Source organism: Pseudomonas sp. Tun-23181, from assembly GCF_057415455.1.
Genome location: NZ_CM171630.1, coordinates 4,274,709 through 4,300,984, shown reverse-complemented (window position 1 = coordinate 4,300,984; position 26,276 = coordinate 4,274,709). Strand labels below are relative to the sequence as shown.

Here is a 26,276-nt window from a genome sequence, read left to right as displayed (position 1 = left end):
TCTGCCCCGCCGACACGGAACCTCCATGGCCAAACGCCAGCTCAACCGCCGCCAGAACTGGCGCATCGAAAAGATCCAGGGCGAACGCGCCGCCCGCGCTGCCAAACGCGAGCAGCATGCCCTGCAGGAACTGGAAGGTGGCGACCTGGGGCCTGAGCAACTGGGCCTGGTGATCGCCCACTTCGGCGTGCAGGTGGAGGTCGAGGCCCAGGACAGCGAGGCGGCAGGCCAGGTGTTCCGCTGCCACCTGCGGGCCAACCTGCCGGCGCTGGTCACCGGCGACCGGGTGGTGTGGCGTGCCGGCAACCAGGGCAACGGCGTGATCGTCGCGCAGATGCCGCGCAGCGCCGAGCTGTGCCGGCCGAACAACCATGGCCAGCTCAAGCCGGTAGCAGCCAACGTCGATCTGATCGTGATCGTTTTCGCCCCGGCCCCCGAGCCCCAGGCCAACCTGATCGATCGCTACCTGGTGGCGGCCGAGCATGCGGGCATCCGCCCCCTGCTGCTGCTGAACAAGGCCGACCTGATCGACGAGGGCAATGCCTCGACGCTCGAGGCCCTGCTGGCGGTGTACCGCGAGCTGGGCTACCCGCTGCTGGAGGTTTCGGCCCACCAGGGCGATGGCATGCAGCGCCTGCAACAGGCGCTGGACGGGCATATCAGCGTCTTCGTCGGCCAGTCCGGGGTGGGCAAGTCATCGCTGGTCAACAGCCTGCTGCCGCAGGCGCAGACCCGCGTGGGCGATCTCTCCGAGTGGTCCGGCCAGGGCACCCACACCACGACCACTGCCCGCCTCTATCACTTCCCCAATGGCGGCGACCTGATCGACTCGCCCGGCATCCGCGAGTTCGGCCTGGGCCATGTCAGCCGCGACGACGTCGAGGCAGGCTTCATCGAGTTCCGCGACCTGCTCGGCCATTGCCGCTTCCGCGACTGCAAGCACGACCGCGAGCCTGGCTGCGCCCTGCTCCAGGCGCTGGAGGAAGGGCGCATCAAGCCGCAGCGGATGAGCAGCTACCGCTCGATCATTGCCAGCTTGGCGCAGGACAGCTACTGAGCCCGGGCATCGGCGTTGGCCTTTTCGCGGGCAAGCCCGCTCCCACAAGGGCCGAGTCGATCCTGAATGAGGCGGGTTGCAGCCCCGTGTGGGAGCGGGCTTGCCCGCGAAAGGGCCAGCACTGACAGCAGGAATTATTCCTGGGCGTCATCCATCTTCAGCACGCCATCCTCGAAGATATTCAGCTTCTGACGTAGCTCGCGTGGCTGCATCGGCGCCTGGGCGGCATCGCCCTGGCCCGGCGCCGGCGAAGCCGAGGCACCCGGTGCGCCATCGGCGGGCGTCTCCGGCGCTTGCTGTGTGCCCTGCTCGCCTTCGATGGTGCGCTGGGCCTTCTTGGTCAGGACGATGATGTCGATACGCCGGTTGACCGGGTTGAACGGGTCCTTGCGGTCGAACAGCGACGACGAGGCATAGCCGACCACCCGCGCCACCTGCGCATCTGGATAGCCACCGGCGACCAGCGCCCGGCGCGCGGCGTTGGCACGGCTGGCCGACAGCTCCCAGTTGCCGAACTCGCCAGTGCCGGCATAGGGCTTGGCATCGGTATGGCCGCTGATGCTGATCTTGTTCGGCACCGCCTTGATGGTGTCGGCCATGGCCAGCAGGATGTCCTCGAAGTACGGCTGCAGGCGCGCACTGCCCAGGTCGAACATCGGCCGGTTCTCGGCGTCCATGATTTGGATGCGCAGGCCATCCTGGGTGATCTCGAACAGGATCTGGTCCTTGAACTTCTGCAGCTGGGGATTTTCCTCGACCTTGTTCTGCAGTTCCTGCAACAGCAACTGGAGGCGTTCCTGCTCGACCTGCTCGGCCAGGCTCTCGACCCGGTCCTTGTCCAGTTGGATGCTGGTGTCGGGCATAGGCTCGGACTCCGCCTCCGGGTTGATGGTCTTCTCCGGCGCCAGTTTCGGCGAGCCGCCCAGGTCGATGATGTAGGGGGTACCGCTCTCGGAAAAGCCAATCGGGTCCTTGAAGTAGCCGGCGATGGCGATCTTCTGCTCGGGCGTGGCCGTGGACAGCAACCAGAGCACCAGGAAGAATGCCATCATCGCCGTGGCGAAGTCGGCGAAGGCGATCTTCCAGGAACCACCGTGGTGGCCGTCGCCAAAGCGCTTGACGCGCTTGACGATGATGGGTTGATTGTTCTCCATGGCTTAGCGACCGCGGACCGCTTGTTCCAGTTCGGCGAAACTCGGACGGTGCGCCGGGTACAACACCTTGCGGCCGAACTCCACGGCCAGCGACGGCGGCATGCCGGAAGCCGAGGCCACCAGCGAGGCCTTGATCGCCTCGTAGACGTTCAGTTCTTCCTTGGCGTCGTGGCGCAAGGCGTTGGACAGCGGGCCGAAGAAGCCATAGGCGGCGAGAATACCGAAGAAGGTACCCACCAGCGCCGCGCCCACATGCAGGCCGATGGACGTCTGGTCGCCATCGCCCAGGGACGCCATGGTCACCACGATGCCCAGGACCGCCGCGACGATACCGAAGCCCGGCATGCCGTCGGCAACGCTGTTCACCGCGTGCGCAGGGTGGTCCAGCTCTTCCTTCAGGCTCATCAGTTCCATGTCGAACAGGCCCTCGAGCTCGTGCGGGGCCATGTTGCCGGTGGACATGATGCGCAGGTAGTCGCAGACGAACGCGGTCATGCGCTCGTCGCCCAGCACCGTCGGGTACTTGGCGAAGATAGGGCTGGCGGCCGGGTCTTCGATGTCACCCTCGATGGCCATCATGCCTTCGCGGCGGCTCTTGTTGAGGATCTCGTAGATCAGGCCCAGCACCTCCAGGTAGAAAGTGTGGGTGAAGCGGGTGCCGAACATCTTCAGCGACTTCTTCATCACATGCAGGGTCATGTGGCCAGGGTTGGCCTGAAGAAACGCACCGAAGGCGGCACCACCGATGATCAGCACTTCGAACGGCTGGATCAGTGCCGCGATCTTGCCGTGGGAAAGCACGTATCCGCCGAGCACGCTCGCGATTACGACGATGATGCCGATAATTTTAGCCATAGGTTCAAAGCACTTGCAGTCAGGGTCAGGGGCGGGCGCATTGGAACGCTCTTCTACTTATCGGCAGAACTGCGCCAGACTATAGCCACTAAACGTGAAAAGCCAGTTCGGACTGATATCAAAATGCCAATCGAAACCAAGGTGCCAAATCAGGCTCCGCGCACGCTCCAGGCCTGGGTAAAGCTGCTCGATGGCATCCGCCTGCCGGTGCCGAAGCAGAGCCATGACCAGGTGTTGTCGGCCATCAACGACAGCCGCCGCTCCCTGCGCGATATCGCCGAACTGATGCAGGACAGCCCGGCCCTGGTGCTGTCGGTCATGCGCGAGGCCAACCATCCGGCCAATGCCAGCCTGGCCGAGCCCGCCGAAAGCCTCGAGATCGCCCTCAACCGCCTGGGCCTGGCGCGCAGCGCCGAGTTGCTGGCGCGCCTGCCCGCCGTGCCGGGCGAGGAGATCCCACCGGTGTTGCGCCAGTTCCTGCTGATCAGCCAGCACGCCACCCAGCAGGCCAACGGCTTGTTCGCCAGCCGCCTGGCACGGCTGTGGCAAGAGATCCACTGGGGCAGCCTGCTGTTTCTCTCCCCGCTCTGGCCCCTGGCGCTGGCCTATCCCAGGCTGCTCGACGCCTGGGAGCTGCGGGTCATCCACAAGGACGAGGCGGCCGCCGAGGTCGAGCACGAGTTGTTCGGCGTGCGCATCATGCAACTGTGCCAGGCCATGGCCGAGCACTGGCGCCTACCCGAATGGGTGACCCAGGGCTACCGCCTGCTGATGGACGAACGCGAACGACTGGCCCAGGTGCTGAACATCGCCCGTGACCAGGACCGCCTCAGCCAGCAACAGCGCCTGGACGACGAGCCCGGGCTGCGGCGTTGGTTCAACCAGCCGGCCAACACCGTGCTGCTGGCCAACGGCCTGGCCCTGGCGGCCCAGGTCGGCTGGGACCACCCACACCTGCTGCGCTGGCAGTTGCTGACCGCCCTGTACCTGCAGACGTCCCTGGACGACGTGCAGCAGCAAGTCCACCAGCAGGCTGCGGCCAGTGCCCGCCAGCATGCCCGGCACGCGCTATTCCATCCCGCCGAGGCACTGATCTGGCCATGGCAGCAGCGCCGCCCACACCCGGACATGCTCGCCCCGCCGCCACCACCCAGCCAGGACCTGGAGCGCTGGCGCAGGCTGTGCGGCGAACTGCTGGTGACCCCCAGCCCGTTCAGCAACGCCATTCACCTCGCCACCCAAGGCAGCGACGCCCTGCTGGCCTGCGGCATGCAACGGGTCATGCTGTTGATGCTCGACAAGCCCAACGAGTGCCTGCGCGTGCAACAGGCCGCCGGCCATCCCAAGGAGGCCTCTGCCCTGGTGCTGCCGCTGGCCCAGAGCAAACTGTTGCAACGCCTGATGAGCCAGGCGGCGCAGTTACGTCTGACGCCGGAGAACCACGCCCAGTTCTGCGCGCTGATGCCAGCGCCGCTGCGCACCTTCTGGCGCAGCGAGCACCTGCTGCTGCGTTCGCTGGCGGTCGATGGCCAGCCGCTGATGCTGGTGATCGCCGACCAGGGTGGCAAACCGCTGGCCGATATCGGCGTGCAGGCGTTCGGCAAGACCGCGCAATGCCTGGAGCGCGCCCTGGCCACCTTTGCCAACCGCAACGCCTGAGCCTTGCGCTACAATCGCCCCCTCTATTCCACCCTGGAGACCGTGGATGACTGACTTTTCCGGCTTGCCTCTGGTGATCGAACCGGCCGACCTGCTGCCACGCCTGGCTTCGCCACAGCTGATCCTGGTCGACTTGACCTGCGCCAACCGCTATGGCAGCGGGCATATCCCTGGCGCCCGCTTCGTCGATCCCAAGCGCACCCAGCTGGGCCAGCCGCCAGCCCCCGGCCTGCTGCCGGCGCGCGCCGACCTGGAGAAGCTGTTCGGCGAGCTCGGCCACCGCGACGACGCGGTCTATGTGGTCTACGACGACGAAGGCGGCGGCTGGGCCGGGCGCTTCATCTGGATGCTCGATGTCATCGGCCACAAGGCCTACCACTACCTCAATGGCGGTATCCAGGCGTGGCCGGCGGACAAGCTCTCCACCGAGGTGCCACCCAGCGCCGGCGGCCCGGTCCACCTGCAACTGCACCCGGAACCCACGGCCACCCGCGAATACCTGCAAAGCCGCCTGGGCGCGACCGACCTGGCCATCTGGGACGCCCGCAGCCCCGGCGAGTACCGCGGCGAGAAGGTCCTGGCGGCCAAGGGTGGACACATCCCCGGCGCGGTCAACTTCGAGTGGACCGCCGGCATGGACCTCAACGACCACCTGCGCATCCGCCAGGACATGGCCGACATCCTCCAGCAGCTTGGCATCACTCCCGACAAGGAAGTGATCACCCACTGCCAGACCCACCACCGTTCCGGCTTCACCTACCTGGTGGCCAAGGCCCTGGGCTACCCACGGGTCAAGGCCTACGCCGGCTCCTGGGGCGAATGGGGCAACCACCCGGATACGCCTGTAGAAGTCTGAAATTCCAAGGAAACCCAATGAAATCCCGCTTGTTCATCCTCAGCCAGTACCTGCTGGCGCACCATCTGCTGTCGCGCCTGGCCGGCTGCATCGCCGAATGCCGCGCACGCTGGTTCAAGAACGCCTTCACCGCCTGGTTCGCCAAGCGCTACCAGGTGAACATGTCCGAGGCGCTGGTCGAAGACCTGACGGCCTACGAGCACTTCAACGCCTTCTTCACCCGCGCCCTCAAGCCAGGCGCGCGGCCGCTGGACGAGACCCCGGGCGCCATCCTCTGCCCGGCCGACGGTGCGGTCAGCCAGCTCGGCCCGATCGAGCACGGCCGCCTCTTCCAGGCCAAGGGCCACAGCTTCAGCGCCCTGGAGCTGCTCGGTGGCGACCCGGCCCTGGCCGCACCGTTCATGGGCGGCGAGTTCGCCACCATCTACCTGTCGCCCAAGGACTACCACCGCGTGCACATGCCGCTGGCCGGCACCCTGCGCGAGATGGTCTATGTGCCGGGGCGGCTGTTCTCGGTCAACCAGACCACCGCCGAGAACGTACCGGAGCTGTTCGCTCGCAACGAGCGGGTGGTGTGCCTGTTCGACACCGAGCGCGGGCCGATGGCCGTGGTGCTGGTCGGCGCGATGATCGTCGCCTCGATCGAGACGGTCTGGGCTGGCCTGGTCACCCCGCCGAAGCGTGAGCTCAAGACCTTCCGCTACGACGAAGCCAGCCGCACGCCGATCCACCTGGAAAAAGGCGCCGAGCTGGGACGCTTCAAGCTGGGTTCGACCGCCATCGTGCTGTTCGGGCCGGAGCAGGTGAAATGGGCCGAGGGCCTGGGTGCAGGCTCGGCAGTGCGCATGGGGCAGCAGTTGGCGGCGCCGGCGCAGGCGTGATCGCCGCTTGATACAAAAAGGCCCTGCCTGGCGTGCGTCAGGCAGGGCCTTTTTCATGGGCTGTCGGGGCTGCCTTGCAGCTCGCTACCCCGTAACCTCAGCGCGCGTCGCGGTCGCGCAAGCCCAGCAGGTACAGCACGCCATCCAGCCCCAAGGTGGAGATCGCCTGCTTGGCCGACTGGCGCACCAGCGGCTTGGCCCGGAAGGCCACGCCCAGCCCGGCCAGCGACAACATCGGCAGGTCGTTGGCGCCATCGCCCACGGCGATGGTCTGCTCCAGTCGCAGGCCCTCCCGGCTCGCCAGTTCCTGGAGCAGCTCGGCCTTGCGCTGGGCATCGACGATCGGCTCGACGGCAACGCCGGTGACCTTGCCATCGACCACTTCCAGTTCATTGGCGAAGACGTAGTCGATACCCAGGCGCGCCTGCACCTGCTTGGCGAAGTAGGAAAAGCCACCGGAGAGAATCGCTGTCTTGTAGCCCAGGCGCTTGAGCTCGGCGAACAGGCGCTCGGCGCCTTCGGTCAGGCGCAGGGAAGCACCGATCTCATCCAGCACGCCGACGTCCAGGCCCTTGAGCAGCGCCATGCGCTCCTTGAAGCTGGCGCGAAAATCCAGCTCGCCGCGCATGGCCCGTTCGGTGATCGCCGACACCTGCTCGCCAACCCCCGCAGCCTTGGCCAGTTCGTCGATCACCTCGGCCTCGATCAGGGTCGAGTCCATGTCGAACACTGCCAGGCGGCGATTGCGGCGGAACAGGTCATCCTTCTGGAAGGCGATGTCGACGCTCAGTTCCTCGGCCAGGGCGAAGAAGTCCGCACGCAGGGCCTGGGCGTCGCTCGGCTCGCCACGCACGGAAATCTCGATGCTGGCCTTGCCCTTCTCCCGCGGGGCATCCAGCACCACGCGCGCAGACAGCCGCTCGATCCGCTCGATGGTCAGGCCGTACTGGCTGATGACCGCACTGACCCGCTGCAGTTGCTCGGGGGTCACCTTGCGGCTGAGCAGGGTCACGATATGGCGTGCCTCGCCCTGGCTATCGGCCCAGTGCTGGTAGTCGGCCTCGGAGATCGGTGTGTAGCGCGCCTGCAGGTTCAGTTCGTGGGCCTTGGCCTGCACGCTCTGCAACAGGGCGGTGGCCACCTCGTTGTCCGGAATGTCGACCAGGATGCCGAAGGACAGGGTGCCGTGCATCACCGCCAGGCCGATGTCGAGAATGTTCACTCCGCCCTGGACCAGGACGCCGGTGATGGCCGCGGTGAGACCTGGACGGTCTTCACCAGTGATGTTGATCAGGACGATTTCGCGCAAGACCGGGCTCCGACTTCGATGAAAAATGCGCATTCTACCGATTTTCCGTGATCATCGGGCACCGCCGATACTTTGCCGACAAAACACGGCTCGCTATACTGCGCAACACCTTTTCCGCCATGAAGAGCCGCGCTCTGTGAACCGGCCCACGCCAGTCAAACCCGATAATTTCTTCCTGATGATCTTCCGTGCCCTGCGCCAGCGTCGCATTCCCCTGGCACTGCGCATCGCCAGCCACAACATTTTCCTGGTGGCCCTGGCGCTGGTGATCTATGCCTGCGTGATGGGCCTGCAGTTCAGGCAGGCCATGCACGACCAGGCCGATGCCCTTGGCCAGAGCCTGACCATCCAGACCGCCACCTCGGCCACCGAGCTGCTGGTGTCCAACGACATCCTCAGCCTCAACGTGCTGCTGGGCAACCTGGTGAAGAACCCGCTGGTGGCCCATGCAGCGATCTACAGCGTGGACAACCGCATCCTCGCCGAGGCCGGCCAACGGCCGAAGAACAGCCTGCTGGGCGAGGCCGAAGGCCTGTACCAGACCAAGATCACCTTCCAGGACGTCACCGCCGGGCAGTTGCGCATCAGCCTGGACATGAACCAGTTCCAGCAACCGATGACGATCAGCCTGCAGAGCATGGGCATCCTTGCCGCCATCCTGCTGGCCCTGGCGCTGGCCCTGAGCCTGCGCCTGGGGCGCTTCATCTCCACCCCGCTGCTGCAACTGCGCGTGTGGCTGCGCGACCCGCATCCCTACACCCCGGCGATCGATCGCCAGGACGAGATCGGCGACCTGGCCAGGCAGTTGCATGCGCGCCTGGCGCCACCGCCACCGGAGCCCGAGGAAGAAGACGAGGACGATTTCGACGAGCTCGGCGACGACCAGGCCCCCAAGGCCACGCCACGGCTGCAGGACGACGAGGACGATGAGGCCTTCGCCGGCCTGATCGATGCCGAAGACAGTGCAGCCAAGCCTGCCGTCGTCGAGTCGGACGAACCACAGTACAGTGCTGTGCTGGCCGTGCAACTGGGCTCCCAGGAGCAGTTGCGCCGCCTGCCGCGCACGCGCCTGACCGAGCTGCTGGAGCGCTACCGCGACTGCCTGGAGCAGGCCGCCTCGCTGTATGAAGGCGAGACCCACACCCTCAACGACGGCAGCACCCTGGTGCTGTTCCACAGCCGTGACTGTGGCGAGGACTACCTGACCAACGCCATCTGCTGCGGCGAGCTGCTGCGCGCCCTGGGCCATGCCTTGCAGATCGAGGTGGCCGACAGCGGCATCACCTTGCAACTGCAGTTGGGCCTGGCCCTGGGCGATGACCTGCAGGGCCTGGAACAGGTGGACCTGCTGATGGCCGAGAAGGCCCAGGATGCCCTGGCGCTGTCCCAGCACAGCCGCAACCTGCTGCTGGTGGAACGCCAGATCAGCGATGACGCCCTGATTCGCCAGCGGGCACGCATCCGGCCGATCGCCAGCCCCGAAGGGGCCTGCTGTGTCGAGCGGCTGATGGAGCCTTATCCTTCGATGCTCGAGCGCCAGCTGGCACGGATGCACGAGCGCCGGGCCTGATACCCGCCCTCTCCCACTGAGCTGGCCGGGCTTGTGGGAACGGGCTTGCCTCGAGAACAAGGGCACAGCCCTTACCGTGTGGATTGGGGCTGCTTTGCAGCCCATCGCCGGCAAGCCGGCTTCCCGCAGGTTCATCACGGCCCTTGAGCCCAGCGGAGTACCTGTGGGGCTTGCCGGCGATGGGGCGCGAAGCGGCCCCAACAACCGACACCGATCCTCAGAACCAGCAGACATGAAAAAGCCCGCATCGCTGCGGGCTTTTTCATGCTTGGGCAATCAGAATCGATAGACTTCCATATCGGTACGGATAGGCGAAGCCATGGGGATCTTCGGCTTCTCGGGCGCCTTCTTGACCTGGGTGGGCGCTGCTGGCTTCTTGCGTGTCTCCTCGGCGAGGGCCGGCTGGTTGGCCAGCGGCTTGACCGCAGTGCTGAGCTGCTCGGCCAGCTTTTGCAGCAATTGCCCCTGGGCCTGGACCTGGGACGCCTCGGAGCCCTCGTGCGGCTGCTCCAGGTGGACGATGCGGTTGTCACGCACCTGGCCACGACGATCCAGCAGGCGCCACTGGGCATCCAGGATCGCCGGCTGGTTCTTGCCCGAGTCCAGGCGGGTGATCGACAGCAGCACCTGCACGTCCGGCGAGAAGCCGGCACTGGCCGGGGCCAGGACCACGCGCTGGCTGTCCAGGCGCCAGGCCAGCTGGCGCACCAGCAGTTGGTCGATATCCGACGACAGGCTACCCGCCCAGCGACCGTCGGTCGCCGACGTCAGGCTGCCATCGGCCTGGCGCTGCAGGAAGGTCTCGCGTTGCAGGTAGTCGGCCAGCGACACCGGGCCAAGCACCACGGCCATGCCCGCACTCTGCGAAGGCTGGCCAGGATCACCGCTGTCGAGCTGATACAGGGCCACCTGCTGATGCATGCTGCATCCGCTCAAGCCCAGCAGGCCAGTGATCAACAGCGCAAATGGAAGGCGCAGAAATTTCATTCATCCCATCCAAGCGGTCGCCATCAGGCATACCGCAGTGATACTCATGTAGATTCTTACGGGCACACGGCCACGCCGGCACCGCAAGGGCACTATCATCCGCGAAATATGCGTCCGACTCCAGCATTTCTGCCTGGAACGACGCTGAAAATGCCGCTCCAGGCAGACAGCCGGTTCACACCGGGCGCTCTACCGCCATGCCATCCACCCGCTGGAAGCCACGTGGCAATTTGCTACCGCGACGCCCGCGCTCGCCCTTGTAGTGCTCCAGATCGTCCGGTTTGAGCGACAGGGTACGCTTGCCAGCCTGCAACACAAGGGTCGAGCCCTCGCCGAGCACGGCCAGGTCGGTGACGAACTCTTCACGACTGGCCACCCGATCGCCCGGCACGCCGATGATCTTGTTGCCCTTGCCCTTGCCCAACTGCGGCAGGTCGCCAACCTTGAACACCAGCAGGCGCCCTTCGGTGGTGACGGCCGCCAGCCAGTCCTGCTCACGGTCGACCACCGGCCGTGGGGTCATGACCTTGGCGCCGCTGGGCAGGCTGAGCAGGCTCTTGCCGGCCTTGTTCTTGGCCTGCAGGTCCTCGCCCTTGACCACGAAACCGTAGCCGGCATCGGAGGCTACCACATAGAGCGCTTCGTCATCGGGCAATAGCACGCACTCGAAGCTCGCTCCCGGCGGTGGCGTCAGGCGCCCCGTCAGTGGCTCGCCCTGGCCACGGGCCGACGGCAGGGTATGCGCCGCCACCGAGTAGCTGCGCCCGGTGGAGTCGATGAACACCGCAAACTGGTTGGAACGCCCGGCAGCCGCGCCCTTGAAGCTGTCGCCGGCCTTGTACGACAGGCCGCCGGCATCGATGTCGTGGCCCTTGGCGCAGCGCACCCAGCCCTTCTCCGAGAGCACCACGGTGACCGGCTCGGTCGGCATCAGCTCGTTTTCCGAGAGGGCCTTGGCCTCGGCCCGCTCGACGATCGGCGAGCGCCGTTCGTCGCCATAGGTCTCGGCATCCTTGATCAGTTCGCTGCGCACCAGCTTGCGTAGCTTGGCCTCGCTGCCGAGCAGGGCAAGCAACTTGGCCTGTTCCTTGAGCAGCTCGTCCTGTTCGCCACGGATCTTCATCTCTTCCAGGCGAGCCAACTGGCGCAGGCGCGTCTCGAGGATGTAGTCGGCCTGGACTTCGCTGAGGTCGAAGCGGGCGATCAGTGCCTGCTTGGGGTGGTCCTCGGTGCGAATGATGTGGATCACTTCGTCCAGGTTGAGGAAGGCGGTGAGCAAGCCTTCGAGCAGGTGCAGGCGCTTTTCCACCTTGTCCAGGCGGAACTGCAGGCGGCGGCGGACGGTGCCGATGCGGTACTGCAGCCACTCCTGCAGCAGGGTGCGCAGGTTCTTCAACTGCGGGCGACCGTCCAGGCCGATGATGTTGACGTTGACCCGGTAGCTGCTCTCCAGGTCGGTGGTGGCGAACAGGTGCTGCATCAACTCGTCGGCATCCACGCGGTTCGAGCGCGGGATGATGACGATACGGCAGGGGTGCTCATGGTCCGACTCGTCACGCAGGTCGGCGACCATCGGCAGCTTCTTGGCCTGCATCTGTGCGGCGATCTGCTCCAGCACCTTGGCGCCGGAGACCTGGTGCGGCAACGCCGTGACGACGATGTCGCCATCCTCGACCCGGTAGACGGCACGCATGCGGATCGAGCCCCTGCCACTCTCGTAGAGCTTGAGGATCTCGGCACGTGGGGTGACGATCTCGGCCTCGGTCGGATAGTCCGGCCCCTGGATATGCTCGCACAGCTGCTCGACCGTGGCCTTGGGCTCGTCGAGCAGGCGCACGCAGGCGCTGGCCACTTCGCGCAGGTTGTGTGGCGGCACGTCGGTGGCCATACCCACGGCGATGCCGGTGGTGCCATTGAGCAGGATGTTCGGCAGGCGTGCGGGCAGTACCGCCGGCTCCTGCAGGGTGCCGTCGAAGTTGGCGACCCAGTCGACAGTGCCCTGGCCCAGCTCGCTGAGCAGCACCTCGGAATAGCGGGACAGGCGCGCCTCGGTGTAGCGCATGGCGGCGAACGACTTGGGATCGTCTGGAGCCCCCCAGTTGCCCTGGCCGTCGACCAGGGTGTAGCGGTAGCTGAATGGCTGGGCCATCAGCACCATGGCCTCGTAGCAGGCAGAGTCGCCGTGGGGATGGAACTTGCCGAGCACGTCGCCGACGGTACGCGCCGACTTCTTGTGCTTGGCGTCGGCATCCAGGCCCAACTCGCTCATGGCATAGACGATGCGCCGCTGGACCGGCTTGAGCCCGTCGCCGATGTGCGGCAGGGCGCGGTCCATGATCACGTACATGGAGTAGTTGAGGTAGGCCTGTTCGGTGAAGTCAGCCAGTGAGCGGCGTTCGACGCCGTCGAGACTGAGTTCCAGTGAGTCGCTCATGCGGGCCTCGTCATTTCAGGTTCTGGCGCAGCAGCAAGGTACCGCCGCGCTGGGTAAATTCAAGTTGTTTCAGGGCGCTCATGCCCAGCAGCACCTGCTCGCCGTCCAGCCCGGGAACCACCAGGGCGCGTACGTTGCGCAGGTGGATGTCGCCCAGTTGCAGGCTGTCCAGGCGGGTCCGGTAGCCCTGGGTACGACCATTGGCGGTACTGAGCATCACCGGTGCGCCACGTTGCAGGTCAAGCTCGCGGGCCAGCGTCTCGGGGATCGCCACGTCGGTTGCGCCGGTGTCGAGCAGCAAGCGCACCCTTTGGCCGTTGATCACCCCGTCAGCGACGAAGTGGCCCTGGCCATTGCTCAGCAGGCGGACCTCGATGAAGCCTTCGCCGTGCGAAGACTGCACCTGGGCGTTGGGGTTCTGCTGGCGCTCCTCCCACTGCCCGAAAAAGCGCGTGGCAAGGAACAGCGCCGCCGCCCAGGCGACGATCAGCAGCAGCTTGCCCGCACGCTTGCCCGGCGGCTGGCTCACGGCTTGGCGCTCCAGCCGCCTTCAGGCGCCGCGAAGCGCCAGACGATCGGGCGTGTCTCGCCATCGGCACGGTCGCCGCCGTTGTTGTCCAGGCCGATCCAGGCCCCCTTGGCGTCGATCACCAGGGCTTCGGCCAGGCCGAACGGCTGGTCGTAGCGGCGCGAGTCCACCAGCGCATCGGCGGCGAACGACCAGCAGCGCTCGACCTTGCCACTGTCGGCATCCCGCCGGCAGATGCGAAACGCGTTGCGCTCGAGGGTGAACAGCTTGCCCTGGTACAGCGCCAGGTCGGAAAAATCCCGCGACCGTGCCTGGGGCGACGGCATCTGCGGTGGCTGCATCTCGACCCCGGCTTCGCTGAGCAGCACGCAACTGCGCCCGCAAGTCCATACCGACTGCTGGCGCTGGATCGCCACCAGCCCGCGCCGCTCACGCTCGGCAGCCAGCCACAGGCGGTCACCCGCCGGGTTGACCGCCAGGCCCTCGAACAGCGCATTGAAATGCAGGAGCATGCCGCTGGCGCGCGCCTGGCGGACCATGGCCTGGTCGATCTTCAACCACTCCGGCTCGCCCTCGGCCGGCACCTGCAGCACCGCCGCATGGGCTTCGCTGACCAGGTAGAAATTGCCAGCCTGGTCGCAGCTGACACCTTCGAAGTCCAGCTCGCCACCGCGCAGGAAGGACACCGCCCAGTTACGCGACTTCAGGCCCCAGGGCAGTCCGCTCTCCGGTGCCGGTGGCGGCGTGAACACCAATGGCTGGGCGCGCATGACCCGGTTCGTCTGGTCGAGGCGGTAGATACGATCGTCGTCCCGGTCGGAGATGGCCCACAGGGCGCCACGGCACTCGGCCAGGCCCGACAGGTTGGCGCCACGCATGCCTTCGACCGGGTGCTCGTCGACAAGCTTGAGCTCCGGCCAGTTGCCGGCAAGGCTCGGCATGGCGAGCAACGTCAGGCACGCCGCGAGCAGCAGACGGATCAAACCAGTACCTCGGCCAGGTTGCCCTTGGTTTCCAGCCAGCTCTTGCGATCGCCCGCACGCTTCTTGGCCAGCAGCATGTCCATGATCTCGGTGGTGCCCTGCAGATCGTCCAGGGTCAGCTGGACCAGGCGCCGGGTGTTCGGGTCCATGGTGGTTTCACGCAGCTGCGGCGGGTTCATTTCACCCAGCCCCTTGAAGCGGGTGACCTGCGGCTTGCCGCGCTTCTTCTCGGCCACCAGCCGATCGAGGATGCCATCGCGCTCGGCCTCGTCGAGGGCGTAATAGATCTCCTTGCCCAGGTCGATGCGATACAGCGGCGGCATGGCCACGTAGACATGGCCTGCCTCCACCAGCGGGCGGAAATGCTGGACGAACAGGGCGCACAGCAAGGTGGCGATGTGCAGGCCGTCGGAGTCGGCGTCGGCGAGGATGCAGATCTTGCCGTAGCGCAGTTGGGACAGGTCGGTGGCCCCCGGGTCGACGCCAATGGCCACGGCGATGTTGTGCACTTCCTGGCTGGCCAGGACCTCGCCGCCATCGACCTCCCAGGTGTTGAGGATCTTGCCGCGCAACGGCAGGATCGCCTGGAATTCCTTGTCCCGTGCCTGCTTGGCCGAACCGCCGGCCGAGTCACCCTCGACCAGGAACAGCTCGGCGCGCATCGGGTCCTGGCCGGCGCAATCGGCCAGCTTGCCAGGCAGCGCCGGGCCCTGGGTGATGCGCTTGCGCTCGACCTTCTTGCTCGCCTTCAGGCGCCGACCGGCGTTGCTGATGGCAAGCTCGGCCAGTTGCATGCCCAGCTCGGGGTGGGCGTTGAGCCACAGGCTGAAGGCATCCTTGACCACACCGGAGACGAACGCCGCCGCCTCGCGGGACGACAGGCGCTCCTTGGTCTGCCCGGAGAACTGCGGCTCCTGCATCTTCATCGACAGCACGAAGGTGATGCGCTCCCAGACGTCCTCGGGCGCCAGCTTGACGCCACGCGGCAGCAGGTTGCGGAACTCGCAGAACTCGCGCATCGCATCCAGCAGGCCCTGGCGCAGGCCATTGACGTGGGTACCGCCCTGGGCGGTAGGAATCAGGTTGACATAGCTCTCCTGGACGCTGTCGCCACCTTCGGGCAGCCACAGCAGGGCCCAGTCCACGGCTTCCTTGTTGCCGGCCAGGCTGCCGCAGAACGGCTCGTCGGGCAGGCGCAGGAACTCGCTGACCGAGTCGACCAGGTAGGAGCGCAGGCCGTCTTCGTAGTGCCACTCGACTTTCTCGCCGCTGGCCTTGTCCTCGAAGCTGACCAGCAGGCCGGGGCAGAGCACTGCCTTGGCCTTGAGCACATGCTTGAGACGGCTGACGGAGAACTTCGGCGAGTCGAAGTATTTCGGATCGGGGGAAAAGAACACGCTGGTGCCGGTATTGCGCCGGCCGACCGTGCCGACCACCTCCAGCTCGCTGGACTTGTAGCCATCGGCGAAAGTCATCTGGTACTCGTTGCCGTCGCGCTTGACGCGCACGCGCACCTGCTTCGACAGGGCGTTGACCACCGAGATACCGACACCGTGCAGGCCGCCGGAGAACTGGTAGTTCTTGTTGGAGAACTTGCCGCCGGCATGCAGCTTGGTGAGGATCAGCTCGACCCCCGACACGCCCTCCTCGGGGTGGATGTCCACCGGCATGCCACGGCCGTCGTCGCAGACCTCCAGCGAATGGTCGGCGTGAAGGATCACCTGCACCGAGCGGGCGTGGCCGGCGAGGGCTTCGTCGACGCTGTTGTCGATGACTTCCTGGGCCAGGTGGTTGGGCCGGCTGGTATCGGTGTACATGCCTGGCCGCTTGCGGACCGGGTCAAGGCCGGAGAGGACTTCGATGGCGTCTGCGTTATAGGCGCTAGCGCTGGGATTGGCCATGGGTTCTCGTCGTCAGTCTGGTGAATGCAAAAAGATCAAAATACAGAAAAATCGAGCGCCGCATACTGCCCCCGGGCAATCCCGGCGAAGGCCAGCAAGGCCGGCAGGCGCTCGGCGAAGCCTTGGAAACCGTGGTCGCCGCCGGCCTGGATGCGCAGGGCGCAGGCCCGGTAATAACGCTCGGCCTGGCGATAGTCCAGGGTTTCGTCGGCTGTCTGCAACCATACCTGGTAGCGGCTGGCGTCCTGCGGCGGCGGCACTTCCAGTTCGGCCAGGGCCTGCACGTGGTCCAGGGTCAGTTCCCAGGTTTCGTCGGTGTACAGGTTGCGCTGGGTACCGAGGTAGCCGTCGAACAGCCGGTGCGGCGCGACCGCCGGGTTGATCAGCAGGGCCTTGAGGCCATGGCGCTCGGCCAGATGGGTGGCATAGTAGCCGCCCAGCGAACTGCCGACCAGCAAGGGCGCGCCGAGTTCGTCGATGGCGGTTTCCAGCTGGGCGATGGCCTGGCGCGGCTGGTGATGCAGCGCCGGGACGCGCAAACGCTCGGCCAGGCCCAACTGCTGCATCACCGCCTCGAGCTGACGCGCCTTCCTCGACAGTGGCGAGCTGTTGAAACCATGGATATAGAGGATGGAACCCGACATGCTGCCCCCGGTGTCTGCTGCGGTACGCCCGTCCGTGCGGGCGCAGGGACGCGCAGTGTAGCCTGTTCGCAGGGCTTTGGCGCAGCATCGGGTTTTTCGCAACAAATTTCACTGGGGCCAGGGGCCTGGCGTGTCAGTACCCTGCGCTGTCGAAGTCCAGCCTCACCTCGAAGTCCCGTGCCCGCTCCACACCGGTTTCCACCCGCCCGTCGGCATGCAGGCGCAACCAGCGGTAGCCCGGCAACTCCTCGCTCACCTTGAATTCCTCGCTGCGCGCGGCGAACTGGATGCAGGTGGAAGGCGATGCCAGCCATCGCAGCCCGTCGCGCACTTCGTCCCACTCCTGGTGGATGTGCCCCCAGAGCACCGCCCGCACCCGCGGATGCCCCTGCAGCCGCTGGAGCAACGCCTCGGCATTGCGCAGGCCGATCGGCGCGATCCAGGCACAGCCGATATCCACCGGCTGATGGTGCAGGCACACCAGGCAATGGCGCTCGCCCGCGCCGGCCAGGGCCTGGTCCAGGCAGGCGAGCTGGTCATCGGCCAGCCAGCCGTGGGTCGCGTCGGGCACTGCCGAGTCGAGCATGACGATGCGCCAGGCGCCGATATCGGTCACCGCCCGCACCAGGTCGCTACCACGCGCCACCTGCGCCATGACCCGGGCCTCGTCATGGTTGCCGGGCAACCAGCGGGTCGGCACGCCGAAGTCGGCGGTCAACTGGCGAAAGGCCTCATAGGAAGCGACGCTGCCGTCCTGGGAGAGATCCCCGGTACACAACAGCAGGTCGATGCGCGGCTGCTCGCGGCGAGCCTGGTCGATCACATGGCGCAGGCTGTCGCGGGTATTCATGCCCAGCAGGGTACCGCCTGGCTCGGCGAACAGGTGGGCATCGGACAATTGCACCACATGGACGGGTGCAGGGTCTTGGCAATGATTGGGCTGCGGCAACGGCCGTCTCCTCGAACGGATTCAGCGCGATTATGGCGGCTATGCGGGTTCGAGCAAATACGCGAAAGCGCTCATTTCAGCGCACGGTTTCCAACTCATGGCCACAGGCCAGGCAGTGGCTCAGCCATTCACCGAGGAACAGGTTGAGCTGGGCCTTCTCGTCCGGCTGGTGCATGGCGGCGTTGGGATACGGGTAGATGCTGCGCAGGCGCCGGGTGTGCTCGGCGCTGACCACCTCGGCCATGCGCGCGTCGTGGTACACCTGCACCTCCAGGTGCGGCACCGGCAACCAGGGCAGGCTGTGCTCCTGGCGCACCCGCAGGGTGGTGGTGTAGGGGCAGGCCAGCAGCACGTCGAGCACCAGCACGCCGAGCATCTGGTCGCCCTGGGTCATGCCGATGCGGCGCGAGCTCTGGGCGGTACGCATGTCCGGCAGCAAGCGCATCAAGCGGGCATAGTTGGCTTCGCAGGCCGCCTGCAGCCCGGCCAGGTCGACCCGATAGCGCTCACGCAGCAGGTTCACGACCACATACCTCGCACTTCGCTACGGTTCAGCGCCAGCCATTGCAGGCCGATGATGGTGGCGGCGTTGCAGATCCGCCCGTCCCGCACGGCCTGCAGGGCATCCTCGAACGCCCAGACACGCACACGGATGTCCTCGCCCTCCTCCTCCAGGCCATGCAGGCCACCGGCACCTTCGCTGCTGCAACGGCCGAGGAACAGGTGGACATACTCGTCGCTGCCGCCCGGCGAAGGGAAGTAACGGGTCATCGGCCACAGCGCGCTGAAAGCCAGGCCGGCCTCTTCCTCGGCCTCGCGATGGGCGACCTCCTCGGGCACTTCGTCCTTGTCGATCAGGCCAGCCACCATCTCGATCAGCCAGGGATTGTCGACCTTGCCCAGCGCGCCGACCCGGAACTGCTCGATCAGCACCACCTCGTCGCGCTGCGGATCGTAGGGCAGCACGCAGACCGCGTCGTGGCGCACGAACAGCTCGCGGCTGATCTCACGCCCCATGCCCCCGGCGAACAGTTCGTGGCGCAGGCGCAGCTTGTCGAGCCTGTAGAAACCCTGGAAGCAGTTGGCCTGCTCGACGATCTCGACCGTCCTGGGCTGCGAATTCAACGTATCTGACATGGAAATCCTCATGACCTCGTGTGCCGCATCGCGCCATCCTACTCTGCGTGCCGCCGGGTTTCATCCCTTTCCGGCGACCGTTCGGGCAGCCGGGACAGGCTGGCGCCTCTCTGTTAGCTTAGTGGCGAACCGAAGGCTCCGCCGACGGTCCAAGGCCGACTACCTTTGACCTGCAAGGATCATCATGACGCTTGTCAAACTCACTTCCGTGGCCGTGCTGGCACTGGCCCTGGGCGCCTGCCAGAGCCTGTTCGAGCCCAACTACCGGGCACCGCTCGAGGTCAAGCGCGACGCTTGGGAACACGTCAAGCCCGGTTGCAGCGAGCGTGACTGCCCGCTGGTGAACATCGATACCATCCACTTCCCGGACCTGCCCAAGCTCGACGGCATCGTCGAACGCCGCCTGCTGCAGTTGACCGAGGACAACCAGCGCGCCAACGCGCCGACCTCGCTCAAGGCCTACGAGGAGCAGTACCTGGCCAGCGCCGAGAAGCGCAACAGCAGCTACCTGCAGGCCAAGGTACGCGAGCAGCATGACGGGCTGGTGATCATCGAGCTGTCCAGCTACCTGGACAGCGGCGGCGCCCATGGCATGCCCGGGCGTGGCTTCATCAACTACTCGCGCAAGCTGGACAAGGTCCTGACCCTGCAGGACATGCTGCTGCCGGGCCAGGAGGAGACCTTCTGGAAGACCGCCGAACAATCCCACCAGGCTTGGCTGGCCAGCACCGGCATGGACAAGGACCCGGAATTCGTCAAGACCTGGCCGTTCCGCCAGACCCCGCACGTGGCCCTGACCTACGGCGCGGTGGTGCTCAAGTACGAGGTCTATGCCATCGCACCCTACTCCATGGGCCACATCGAATTGAAGATCCCCTACCCGCGCCTGAACGGCATTCTCAGGCCCGAGCTGTTTCCCGGCCGCGGCTGAGGCTCAGCACAGCGTGCAACACCCCTGCCAGCAGCAATGCCGGCAGGGTCGCCCCCAGCTCCGGTGCGGCATTCGCCATCAGGTGATAAGCCGCCACCCCCACCGCCCAGGCCACCAGAGCCTGCCAATGCAGCCCGCCGATCGCCACCGGCATCTGCCGGCGGCGGATCACGAAGTGATCCACCAGCACCACGCCGAACAGCGGCGCGAACACCGAGCCGATCAGCAGCAGGAAGTTCTGGTACTGCGCCAAGGGCGCCAGCAGCGCCACCAGGGTGCACAGCGCACCGATGGCCAGGGCCAGGTGCTCGACCTTAAGGCGTACCAGCAAGCCGGTGGAGACCGCCGCCGAATGGATGTCGGCAAAGGCGTTTTCCGACTCGTCGAGCAGGATCAGCAGCAGCGGGATCCCCAACCCGGCCCCTGCCAGCGCCAGCAACAGCGCATTGACTTCGCCGCTCGGGGCGAAGGCCAGGGTGTAGGCCACGCCCAGGCTCATCAACCAGGCGTTGCCGATGAAAAAGCCCAGAGCCGTACCGCCGAACACCCGCCTGGCACGCTGGCCGAAGCGTGAATAGTCGGCGATCAATGGCAGCCAGGACAGCGGCATGGCGATGACGATGTCGAAGCCCACCGCCAAGGACAGCGAACCATCCCCGCCACGCCCCCACAACGCGGCCAGGTCGGCTTTGGCGAACAGGTTCCAGGTCAGCCACAGGCAGGCACCGAGCAACAGCCAGATGCCCCACTTGCGCAACACCTTGCGCACGAAGGCCAGCGGCCCGCTGACGGCCAACAGGGTGGCCAGGGCGCCGAAGCACAGGGTCCAGAGCAGCGGGCTGCTCCAGTGGCTGCCCTCGCCGAAGGCACGGGCGCCGAGCAGGCTGGCGGCGTCGCGCATGACGATGATCTCGAACGAGCCCCAGCCGACCAGTTGCAGCAAATTGAGCAGCGCCGGCAGGCGGGCACCGTGGCGCCCCAGGCTCAGGCGCAGGGTGGCCATGGCCGACAGGCCGGTATCGCTGCCGATCACCCCGGCCGCCGCCAGCAGCATCACCCCCACAGCGCTGCCGAGGACGATCGCCAGGATTGCCCCGGCCAGCCCCAGGCCCGGCGCGAGCAAGCCACCGACCTGCAGGACCATCAGGCCGATGCCGAGGGAGAACCAGAGCGAGAACAGGTCGCGGGCACCGAACAGGCGCTGGTTGGAAGGGACCGGATGGTCGGGGGAGAAGTGGCTGCTCATTGGAATTCGTCCACACGTTGAATCTGTAATCACAGGGGCCGCCTTGCGTCCCATTCGCGGCGCTCCGGCGCGAATGGGACGCAAGGCGGCCCTCAACGATCAGTCAGTCGCTGCCATCACACCTTGTGATACAGCTGGCTGCCTTCCTGGCGGAACCGCTCGGCCTGCTCGCGCATGCCCTCCTCGACCGACACGTCCACCGCATCGATGCGCTGGTTAGCGGCGTACTCGCGCACTTCCTGGGTGATCTTCATGGAGCAGAACTTCGGTCCGCACATCGAGCAGAAGTGGGCGACCTTGGCCGACTCCTTGGGCAGCGTCTCATCGTGGAAGGCACGCGCGGTGTCCGGGTCCAGGCCCAGGTTGAACTGGTCTTCCCAACGGAATTCGAAACGCGCCTTGGACAAGGCATTGTCACGGATCTGCGCCCCGGGGTGCCCCTTGGCCAGGTCGGCGGCGTGCGCGGCGATCTTGTAGGTGATGATGCCGGTCTTGACATCGTCCTTGTTCGGCAGGCCCAGGTGCTCCTTGGGCGTCACGTAGCAGAGCATGGCGCAACCGAACCAGCCGATCATCGCCGCACCGATACCGGAGGTGATGTGGTCGTAGCCTGGGGCGATGTCGGTGGTCAGGGGGCCGAGGGTGTAGAACGGCGCCTCGTCGCAACACTCCAGCTGCTTGTCCATGTTCTCCTTGATCAGTTGCATCGGCACGTGGCCGGGGCCTTCGATCATGGTCTGCACGTCATGCTTCCAGGCGGTCTTGGTCAGCTCGCCGAGGGTTTCCAGCTCGCCGAACTGGGCAGCGTCGTTGGCGTCGGCGATCGAACCCGGACGCAGGCCGTCGCCCAGCGAGAAGCTGACGTCGTAGGCCTTCATGATCTCGCAGATTTCGTCGAAGTGGGTGTAGAGGAAGTTCTCCTGGTGATGGGCCAGGCACCACTTGGCCATGATCGAGCCACCGCGGCTGACGATGCCGGTGACCCGCTTGGCGGTCAGCGGCACATAGCGCAGCAAGACGCCTGCGTGGATGGTGAAGTAGTCCACGCCTTGCTCGGCCTGTTCGATCAGGGTGTCGCGGAACAGCTCCCAGGTCAGGTCCTCGGCGATGCCGCCGACCTTCTCCAGGGCCTGGTAGATCGGCACGGTACCGATCGGCACCGGCGAGTTGCGGATGATCCACTCGCGGGTCTCGTGGATGTGCTTGCCGGTGGACAGGTCCATGACCGTGTCCGAACCCCAGCGGATACCCCAGGTCAGCTTGGCCACCTCTTCCTCGATGGACGAGCCCAGGGCGCTGTTGCCGATGTTGCCGTTGATCTTCACCAGGAAGTTGCGGCCGATGATCATCGGCTCGAGTTCGGTGTGGTTGATGTTGGCTGGAATGATCGCGCGACCACGGGCGATCTCCTGGCGCACGAACTCAGGGGTGATTTCCTTGGGGATCGCCGCGCCGAAGCTGTGGCCAGCGTGCTGCTGGGCCAGCAGGCCGGCTTCGCGGGCCTCCTGCAGCTTCATGTTCTCGCGGATGGCGACGTATTCCATCTCGTCGGTGATGATGCCCTTGCGCGCATAGTGCATCTGCGTGACGTTGGCGCCGGCCTTGGCGCGGCGTGGGTTGCGCACATGGGCGAAGCGCAGTCGGGTCAGCTCCGGGTCGCTCAGGCGCTGCTGGCCGAAGTTCGAGCTCAGGCCGTCCAGGCGCAGGGTGTCGCCACGGGCCTCGATCCAGGCCGAGCGCACATCGCCCAGGCCCTTGCGCACGTCGATGATGACGCTGGGGTCGGTGTAGGGGCCGGAAGTGTCGTACACCAGCACCGGGGCGTTCTGCTCGCCGCCGAAGTCGGTGGGGGTATCGTGCAGGCTGATCTCGCGCATGGGCACGCGGATGTCGGGACGAGAGCCCTCGACATAGACCTTGCGCGAGCGGGGGAAGGGTTGCACGGACTGCTGGTCGACTTGCGCCGACTCGCTGAGGTGGATCGTTTTTTCTTGTTTGCTCATCACAGGCTCTCCAGACAGCTTCCTAGCGGGTGGAATGTCGGGGGAGAACCTGAATGGCGTGGATGCACCCTCCACGGGTGCGGTGCCGGATGCACGGGGGGCCTCGAGCGCGAGCTCGACGATCCCGGACCTGGCACAAGAGTCTCGCCGGGAAAGCGAGCAATCTTGTTCCCTACGCAGGCGCTAACCTGATCAGGTTCAACGGGACCCGGACCTCTCCGATCTCAGCCTTTGATTCAAGGCACCCCGACAAGAACATGCGCAGTCTAGACTCAAGTGGTCGGCAAAGCCAAGCGTGTCAGCAGGGGGAATGATGAAAGGCGCAACAGGCGGATTGTTGCCGGCTGCGCGCGGCACTACACTGGCCCATCGCCCGATACTCAACAGTTCAGTAATTCAATTTCGTACAAGGATTGCCCCTATGCTGCGCAAACTCTCACTGGCGATCGCCGTGTCTTGTGCGTCCAACACGGTGGCCTGGGCAGCGGACGTGCCCACGACGGTGAAGACCGACCTGATCAGCGTCTACCAGGAAGCGGTCGACAACAACGCCGACCTGGCCGCCGCCCGCGCCGACTACGGCGCCCGCCGCGAAGTGGTGCCCCAGGCCCGGGCCGGCCTGCTGCCGAACCTGTCGGCCGGTGCCGAGATGATGAGTACCCGCACCAAGCTCGACGAACCGTCGATCACCTCCAACCGCAGCGGCAATGCCTGGAGCGCCACCCTGGCGCAACCGATCTTCCGTGCCGACCGCTGGTTCCAGCTGCAAGCGGCCGAGGCGGTCAACGAACAGGCCGCGCTGGAGCTGTCGGCCACCGAACAGAACCTGATCCTGCAGACGGCCGAGAACTACTTCGCAGTGCTGCGCGCCCAGGACAACCTGGCCTCGACCAAGGCCGAGGAGGCGGCCTTCAAGCGCCAGCTGGACCAGTCCAACGAGCGCTTCGACGTCGGGCTTTCCGACAAGACCGACGTGCTGCAGTCCCAGGCCAGCTACGACACCGCCCGGGCCAACCGGATCATCGCCGAGCGCCAGGTGCAGGACGCCTTCGAGGCCCTGATCACCCTGACCAACCGCCAGTATTCGTCGATCCAGGGCGTGGTCCACAGCCTGCCGGTGCAAGTGCCGACACCCAATGACGCCAAGGCCTGGGTCGAGACCGCCGCACGCCAGAACCTCAACCTGCTGGCGACCAACCATGCCGTCAGCGCCGCCGAGCAAACCCTGCGCCAGCGCAAGGCCGGTCACGCCCCGACCCTGGACGCGGTGGCACGCTACCAGCGGGGCGACAACGACAACCTGGGTTTCACCAACCCCGCCCCCCAACCGGGCGTGCGCTACAGCGGCGACGTGGAGCAGACCAGCATCGGCCTGCAGCTGAACATCCCGATCTACAGCGGTGGCCTGACCAGTTCCCAGGTACGCGAGGCCTACCAGCGCCTGAACCAGACCGAGCAACAGCGTGAGAGCCTGCGCCGCCAGGTGGTGGAAAATACCCGTAACCTGCATCGGGCGGTGAACACCGATGTGGAACAGGTGCAGGCGCGCAAGCAGTCGATCATTTCCAACCAGAGCGCTCTGGAAGCCACCGAGATCGGTTACCAGGTCGGCACCCGCAACATCGTCGACGTGCTCGATGCCCAGCGCCAGCTGTACACCTCGGTACGCGACTACAACAACAGCCGCTACGACTACATCCTCGACAACCTGCGCCTCAAGCAGGCCGCCGGCACCCTCAGCCCGCAAGACCTGCAGGACCTGGGGCGCTACCTGAAGGCCGACTACAACCCGGACCGGGACTTCCTGCCACCGGACCTGGCAGAGGCGGCGGCGAAGAACTTCGAACGCCGACCGTGAACGCAACCCTTGGCCTGTAGGAGCGGCTCCGTCACCCCAAAAGGCGAGCCAACCCATCCAGCAAGCGCTGCAATGCCCCTTGGTTGGCACGCATCACCTGGTTGCCCGCCTCACCCATGCGCCGGGCATCCTGGGGCAACTCGACCAGGCGGCGCACGGCCGTGGCCAGGCCCTCGGCATCGTCCACTTCCTGCAACGCTCCTGCCTCGCGCAGCATCGCGCTGATCTCGAGGAAGTTGAACACGTGCGGCCCGGTGATCACCGGCAGTGACAGCGCTGCCGGCTCCAGCGGGTTGTGCCCGCCAGTGGGTACCAGGCTGCCGCCGACGAAGGCGATGTCGGCCAAGGCATAGAGGAACAGCAGCTCGCCCATGGTGTCGCCGAGCAACACGCGGGTCTGCCCGTCGACGGGTGCACCGCTGGAGCGGCGCACCGTGGCGAACTGCTCGCGGCACAGCGCATGCACCGCCTCGAACCGCTCGGGATGGCGCGGCACCAGGATCAGCAGCGCATCGCCATGGGCCTGCAACAATTGCCGATGGGCCTGGAGCACCAAGGCATCCTCGCCCTCGTGGGTGCTGGCGGCGATCCAGACCGGGCGTTGCTCGGCGCCCCATTGCTCACGCAACTGGCGCGCGCGCGGCAGCAGTTGCTCATCGATCTTCAGGTCGAACTTGATCGAGCCGGTCACCTGCACGCACGCGGGGCGAGCGCCCAGGCTGCGGAAGCGTTCGGCCTCGACCTCGGTCTGCACGGCGATCAGGTTCATCTCGGCGAGCATCGGCCGGGTCAGGCCGGCGAAACGCCCGTAGCCTCGGGCGGAACGCTCCGACAACCGCGCGTTGGCCAGGGCCACCGGGATGCCACGCCTGGCGCACTGGTGAATATGGTTGGGCCACAGCTCGGTCTCCATGATGATGCCCAACCGTGGCCGGACATGATCGAGGAAGCGCCCGGCCGCCCATGGCAGGTCGTAGGGCAAATAGCAGTGCTGGATGCGCGGTTCGCCTTCGAACATCGCGCGGATCCGCTGCGAACCGGTCGGGGTCATGCAGGTGAGGGTGATCGGCAGGTCCGGATAGGCCTTGAGCAAGGCACGGACCATGGGCGCTGCGGCGATGCTCTCGCCCACCGACACCGCATGCACCCAGATGCCGCCTTGGCGCATGGGCGGTAGCTTGCAGGCGAAACGCTCGGCGATCCGCTGGCCGTAGGCCGGCGCCTTGCGTGCACGCAGGAACAGGCGCAGCGCGACCAGCGGCAGGCCCAGGTGAAACAGCAAGGTATAAAGAGTTCTGTTCATGGCGGCGCAGTTTACTAGGAACGGGATGAA

At 66.1% G+C, this 26,276-nt stretch carries 22 protein-coding genes and 1 riboswitch; of the genes, 7 read left to right on the top strand and 15 right to left on the bottom strand.

The window, feature by feature from the left end:
* Nucleotides 1-25: 25 nt before the first annotated feature.
* Entirely contained in the window at nucleotides 26-1,057 is a 1,032-nt protein-coding gene (gene rsgA / locus ACDI39_RS20385; protein ID WP_225788940.1) for a small ribosomal subunit biogenesis GTPase RsgA, read from the top strand.
* 134 nt (nucleotides 1,058-1,191) lie between these two features.
* Here rsgA and motB read toward each other — a convergent pair whose 3' ends face one another.
* Nucleotides 1,192-2,211 carry a flagellar motor protein MotB gene (motB, locus tag ACDI39_RS20380; RefSeq protein ID WP_225788939.1) on the bottom strand — a complete coding sequence of 340 codons (1,020 nt, stop codon included), beginning with the start codon at nucleotides 2,209-2,211 and terminating at the stop codon, nucleotides 1,192-1,194.
* Between the two features lie 3 nt (nucleotides 2,212-2,214).
* Nucleotides 2,215-3,066 (bottom strand): flagellar motor stator protein MotA, encoded by an 852-nt coding sequence (motA, locus tag ACDI39_RS20375; protein ID WP_253081062.1) that lies wholly within the window; start codon nucleotides 3,064-3,066, stop codon nucleotides 2,215-2,217.
* Nucleotides 3,067-3,189: 123 nt separating this feature from the next.
* Here motA and ACDI39_RS20370 point away from each other — a divergent pair, with 123 nt between their 5' ends.
* The 3 genes from ACDI39_RS20370 to asd are packed head-to-tail and all read left to right on the top strand — an operon-like array spanning nucleotide 3,190 to nucleotide 6,462.
* Nucleotides 3,190-4,725 (top strand): HDOD domain-containing protein, encoded by a 1,536-nt coding sequence (locus ACDI39_RS20370; protein WP_486537000.1) that lies wholly within the window; start codon nucleotides 3,190-3,192, stop codon nucleotides 4,723-4,725.
* Nucleotides 4,726-4,771: 46 nt separating this feature from the next.
* A complete protein-coding gene (locus ACDI39_RS20365; protein WP_225788936.1) occupies nucleotides 4,772-5,581 on the top strand; it encodes a rhodanese-like domain-containing protein in 810 nt (269 codons plus the stop codon).
* 17 nt (nucleotides 5,582-5,598) lie between these two features.
* Nucleotides 5,599-6,462, top strand: coding sequence for an archaetidylserine decarboxylase (gene asd / locus ACDI39_RS20360; protein WP_225788935.1), 864 nt, complete (start codon nucleotides 5,599-5,601; stop codon nucleotides 6,460-6,462).
* Between the two features lie 97 nt (nucleotides 6,463-6,559).
* On the opposite strand, the gene serB is transcribed toward asd, so the two are convergent.
* Nucleotides 6,560-7,771, bottom strand: a complete 1,212-nt coding sequence (gene serB, locus ACDI39_RS20355; RefSeq protein WP_253103080.1) for a phosphoserine phosphatase SerB — start codon at nucleotides 7,769-7,771, stop codon at nucleotides 6,560-6,562.
* Nucleotides 7,772-7,907: 136 nt separating this feature from the next.
* Here serB and ACDI39_RS20350 point away from each other — a divergent pair, with 136 nt between their 5' ends.
* Nucleotides 7,908-9,341 (top strand): histidine kinase, encoded by a 1,434-nt coding sequence (locus ACDI39_RS20350; protein ID WP_225788933.1) that lies wholly within the window; start codon nucleotides 7,908-7,910, stop codon nucleotides 9,339-9,341.
* 276 nt (nucleotides 9,342-9,617) lie between these two features.
* Here ACDI39_RS20350 and ACDI39_RS20345 read toward each other — a convergent pair whose 3' ends face one another.
* From ACDI39_RS20345 to ACDI39_RS20305, 9 genes are all read right to left on the bottom strand, one after another.
* Nucleotides 9,618-10,328 carry a PqiC family protein gene (locus tag ACDI39_RS20345; protein WP_225788932.1) on the bottom strand — a complete coding sequence of 237 codons (711 nt, stop codon included), beginning with the start codon at nucleotides 10,326-10,328 and terminating at the stop codon, nucleotides 9,618-9,620.
* Between the two features lie 175 nt (nucleotides 10,329-10,503).
* Nucleotides 10,504-12,762, bottom strand: coding sequence for a DNA topoisomerase IV subunit A (gene parC, locus ACDI39_RS20340; RefSeq protein WP_486536999.1), 2,259 nt, complete (start codon nucleotides 12,760-12,762; stop codon nucleotides 10,504-10,506).
* Between the two features lie 10 nt (nucleotides 12,763-12,772).
* A complete protein-coding gene (locus tag ACDI39_RS20335) occupies nucleotides 12,773-13,291 on the bottom strand; it encodes a retropepsin-like aspartic protease family protein (RefSeq protein ID WP_486536998.1) in 519 nt (172 codons plus the stop codon).
* The gene (locus ACDI39_RS20330; RefSeq protein ID WP_225788929.1) at nucleotides 13,288-14,274 is read right to left on the bottom strand and encodes an esterase-like activity of phytase family protein; all 987 of its coding nucleotides are present in this window, start codon (nucleotides 14,272-14,274) and stop codon (nucleotides 13,288-13,290) included. Before ACDI39_RS20330 ends, ACDI39_RS20335 begins: the two co-directional genes overlap by 4 nt.
* Complete coding sequence (gene parE / locus ACDI39_RS20325) at nucleotides 14,271-16,175, bottom strand: DNA topoisomerase IV subunit B (protein ID WP_225788928.1); 1,905 nt, start codon at nucleotides 16,173-16,175, stop codon at nucleotides 14,271-14,273. Before parE ends, ACDI39_RS20330 begins: the two co-directional genes overlap by 4 nt.
* 35 nt (nucleotides 16,176-16,210) lie before the next feature.
* Entirely contained in the window at nucleotides 16,211-16,819 is a 609-nt protein-coding gene (locus ACDI39_RS20320; protein ID WP_225788927.1) for a YqiA/YcfP family alpha/beta fold hydrolase, read from the bottom strand.
* A 133-nt stretch (nucleotides 16,820-16,952) separates the two neighbouring features.
* A complete protein-coding gene (gene cpdA / locus ACDI39_RS20315; protein ID WP_225788926.1) occupies nucleotides 16,953-17,768 on the bottom strand; it encodes a 3',5'-cyclic-AMP phosphodiesterase in 816 nt (271 codons plus the stop codon).
* Nucleotides 17,769-17,844: 76 nt separating this feature from the next.
* Entirely contained in the window at nucleotides 17,845-18,297 is a 453-nt protein-coding gene (locus ACDI39_RS20310; RefSeq protein WP_225788925.1) for a DUF1249 domain-containing protein, read from the bottom strand.
* Nucleotides 18,288-18,905, bottom strand: a complete 618-nt coding sequence (locus ACDI39_RS20305; protein WP_225788924.1) for an NUDIX domain-containing protein — start codon at nucleotides 18,903-18,905, stop codon at nucleotides 18,288-18,290. Before ACDI39_RS20305 ends, ACDI39_RS20310 begins: the two co-directional genes overlap by 10 nt.
* Nucleotides 18,906-19,089: 184 nt before the next feature.
* Here ACDI39_RS20305 and ACDI39_RS20300 point away from each other — a divergent pair, with 184 nt between their 5' ends.
* Nucleotides 19,090-19,836 (top strand): RsiV family protein, encoded by a 747-nt coding sequence (locus ACDI39_RS20300; RefSeq protein ID WP_225788923.1) that lies wholly within the window; start codon nucleotides 19,090-19,092, stop codon nucleotides 19,834-19,836.
* On the opposite strand, the gene cytX is transcribed toward ACDI39_RS20300, so the two are convergent.
* Both cytX and thiC read right to left on the bottom strand, forming a co-directional pair.
* On the bottom strand, nucleotides 19,805-21,082 hold the full coding sequence (gene cytX / locus ACDI39_RS20295; protein ID WP_225788922.1) for a putative hydroxymethylpyrimidine transporter CytX: 1,278 nt from the start codon (nucleotides 21,080-21,082) through the stop codon (nucleotides 19,805-19,807). The genes ACDI39_RS20300 and cytX overlap by 32 nt on opposite strands.
* Before the next feature lie 116 nt (nucleotides 21,083-21,198).
* Nucleotides 21,199-23,085 carry a phosphomethylpyrimidine synthase ThiC gene (thiC, locus tag ACDI39_RS20290; protein ID WP_225788921.1) on the bottom strand — a complete coding sequence of 629 codons (1,887 nt, stop codon included), beginning with the start codon at nucleotides 23,083-23,085 and terminating at the stop codon, nucleotides 21,199-21,201.
* Between the two features lie 152 nt (nucleotides 23,086-23,237).
* A riboswitch (TPP riboswitch) is annotated at nucleotides 23,238-23,344 on the bottom strand.
* Nucleotides 23,345-23,506: 162 nt separating this feature from the next.
* Between thiC and ACDI39_RS20285 the strand changes: the two genes are divergently transcribed.
* On the top strand, nucleotides 23,507-24,943 hold the full coding sequence (locus ACDI39_RS20285; RefSeq protein ID WP_225788920.1) for a TolC family outer membrane protein: 1,437 nt from the start codon (nucleotides 23,507-23,509) through the stop codon (nucleotides 24,941-24,943).
* A gap of 31 nt (nucleotides 24,944-24,974) precedes the next feature.
* Here the strand turns inward: ACDI39_RS20285 and waaA are convergent, their stop codons facing one another.
* Nucleotides 24,975-26,246: a lipid IV(A) 3-deoxy-D-manno-octulosonic acid transferase gene (waaA, locus tag ACDI39_RS20280; RefSeq protein WP_225788919.1), complete on the bottom strand. Its 1,272-nt coding sequence runs from the start codon at nucleotides 26,244-26,246 to the stop codon at nucleotides 24,975-24,977.
* Nucleotides 26,247-26,276: the final 30 nt, after the last annotated feature.

Coding starts and splice junctions, on each gene's coding strand:
- ACDI39_RS20320 (WP_225788927.1), bottom strand. CDS start 16,819: ATGTCGGGTTCCATCCTCTATATCCATGGTTTCAACAGCTCGCCACTG.
- parE (WP_225788928.1), bottom strand. CDS start 16,175: ATGGCCAATCCCAGCGCTAGCGCCTATAACGCAGACGCCATCGAAGTC.
- cytX (WP_225788922.1), bottom strand. CDS start 21,082: ATGAGCAGCCACTTCTCCCCCGACCATCCGGTCCCTTCCAACCAGCGC.
- thiC (WP_225788921.1), bottom strand. CDS start 23,085: ATGAGCAAACAAGAAAAAACGATCCACCTCAGCGAGTCGGCGCAAGTC.
- ACDI39_RS20285 (WP_225788920.1), top strand. CDS start 23,507: ATGCTGCGCAAACTCTCACTGGCGATCGCCGTGTCTTGTGCGTCCAAC.
- ACDI39_RS20345 (WP_225788932.1), bottom strand. CDS start 10,328: ATGAAATTTCTGCGCCTTCCATTTGCGCTGTTGATCACTGGCCTGCTG.
- ACDI39_RS20370 (WP_486537000.1), top strand. CDS start 3,190: ATGCCAATCGAAACCAAGGTGCCAAATCAGGCTCCGCGCACGCTCCAG.
- motB (WP_225788939.1), bottom strand. CDS start 2,211: ATGGAGAACAATCAACCCATCATCGTCAAGCGCGTCAAGCGCTTTGGC.
- ACDI39_RS20300 (WP_225788923.1), top strand. CDS start 19,090: ATGACGCTTGTCAAACTCACTTCCGTGGCCGTGCTGGCACTGGCCCTG.
- asd (WP_225788935.1), top strand. CDS start 5,599: ATGAAATCCCGCTTGTTCATCCTCAGCCAGTACCTGCTGGCGCACCAT.
- waaA (WP_225788919.1), bottom strand. CDS start 26,246: ATGAACAGAACTCTTTATACCTTGCTGTTTCACCTGGGCCTGCCGCTG.
- motA (WP_253081062.1), bottom strand. CDS start 3,066: ATGGCTAAAATTATCGGCATCATCGTCGTAATCGCGAGCGTGCTCGGC.
- rsgA (WP_225788940.1), top strand. CDS start 26: ATGGCCAAACGCCAGCTCAACCGCCGCCAGAACTGGCGCATCGAAAAG.
- ACDI39_RS20365 (WP_225788936.1), top strand. CDS start 4,772: ATGACTGACTTTTCCGGCTTGCCTCTGGTGATCGAACCGGCCGACCTG.
- parC (WP_486536999.1), bottom strand. CDS start 12,762: ATGAGCGACTCACTGGAACTCAGTCTCGACGGCGTCGAACGCCGCTCA.
- ACDI39_RS20305 (WP_225788924.1), bottom strand. CDS start 18,905: ATGTCAGATACGTTGAATTCGCAGCCCAGGACGGTCGAGATCGTCGAG.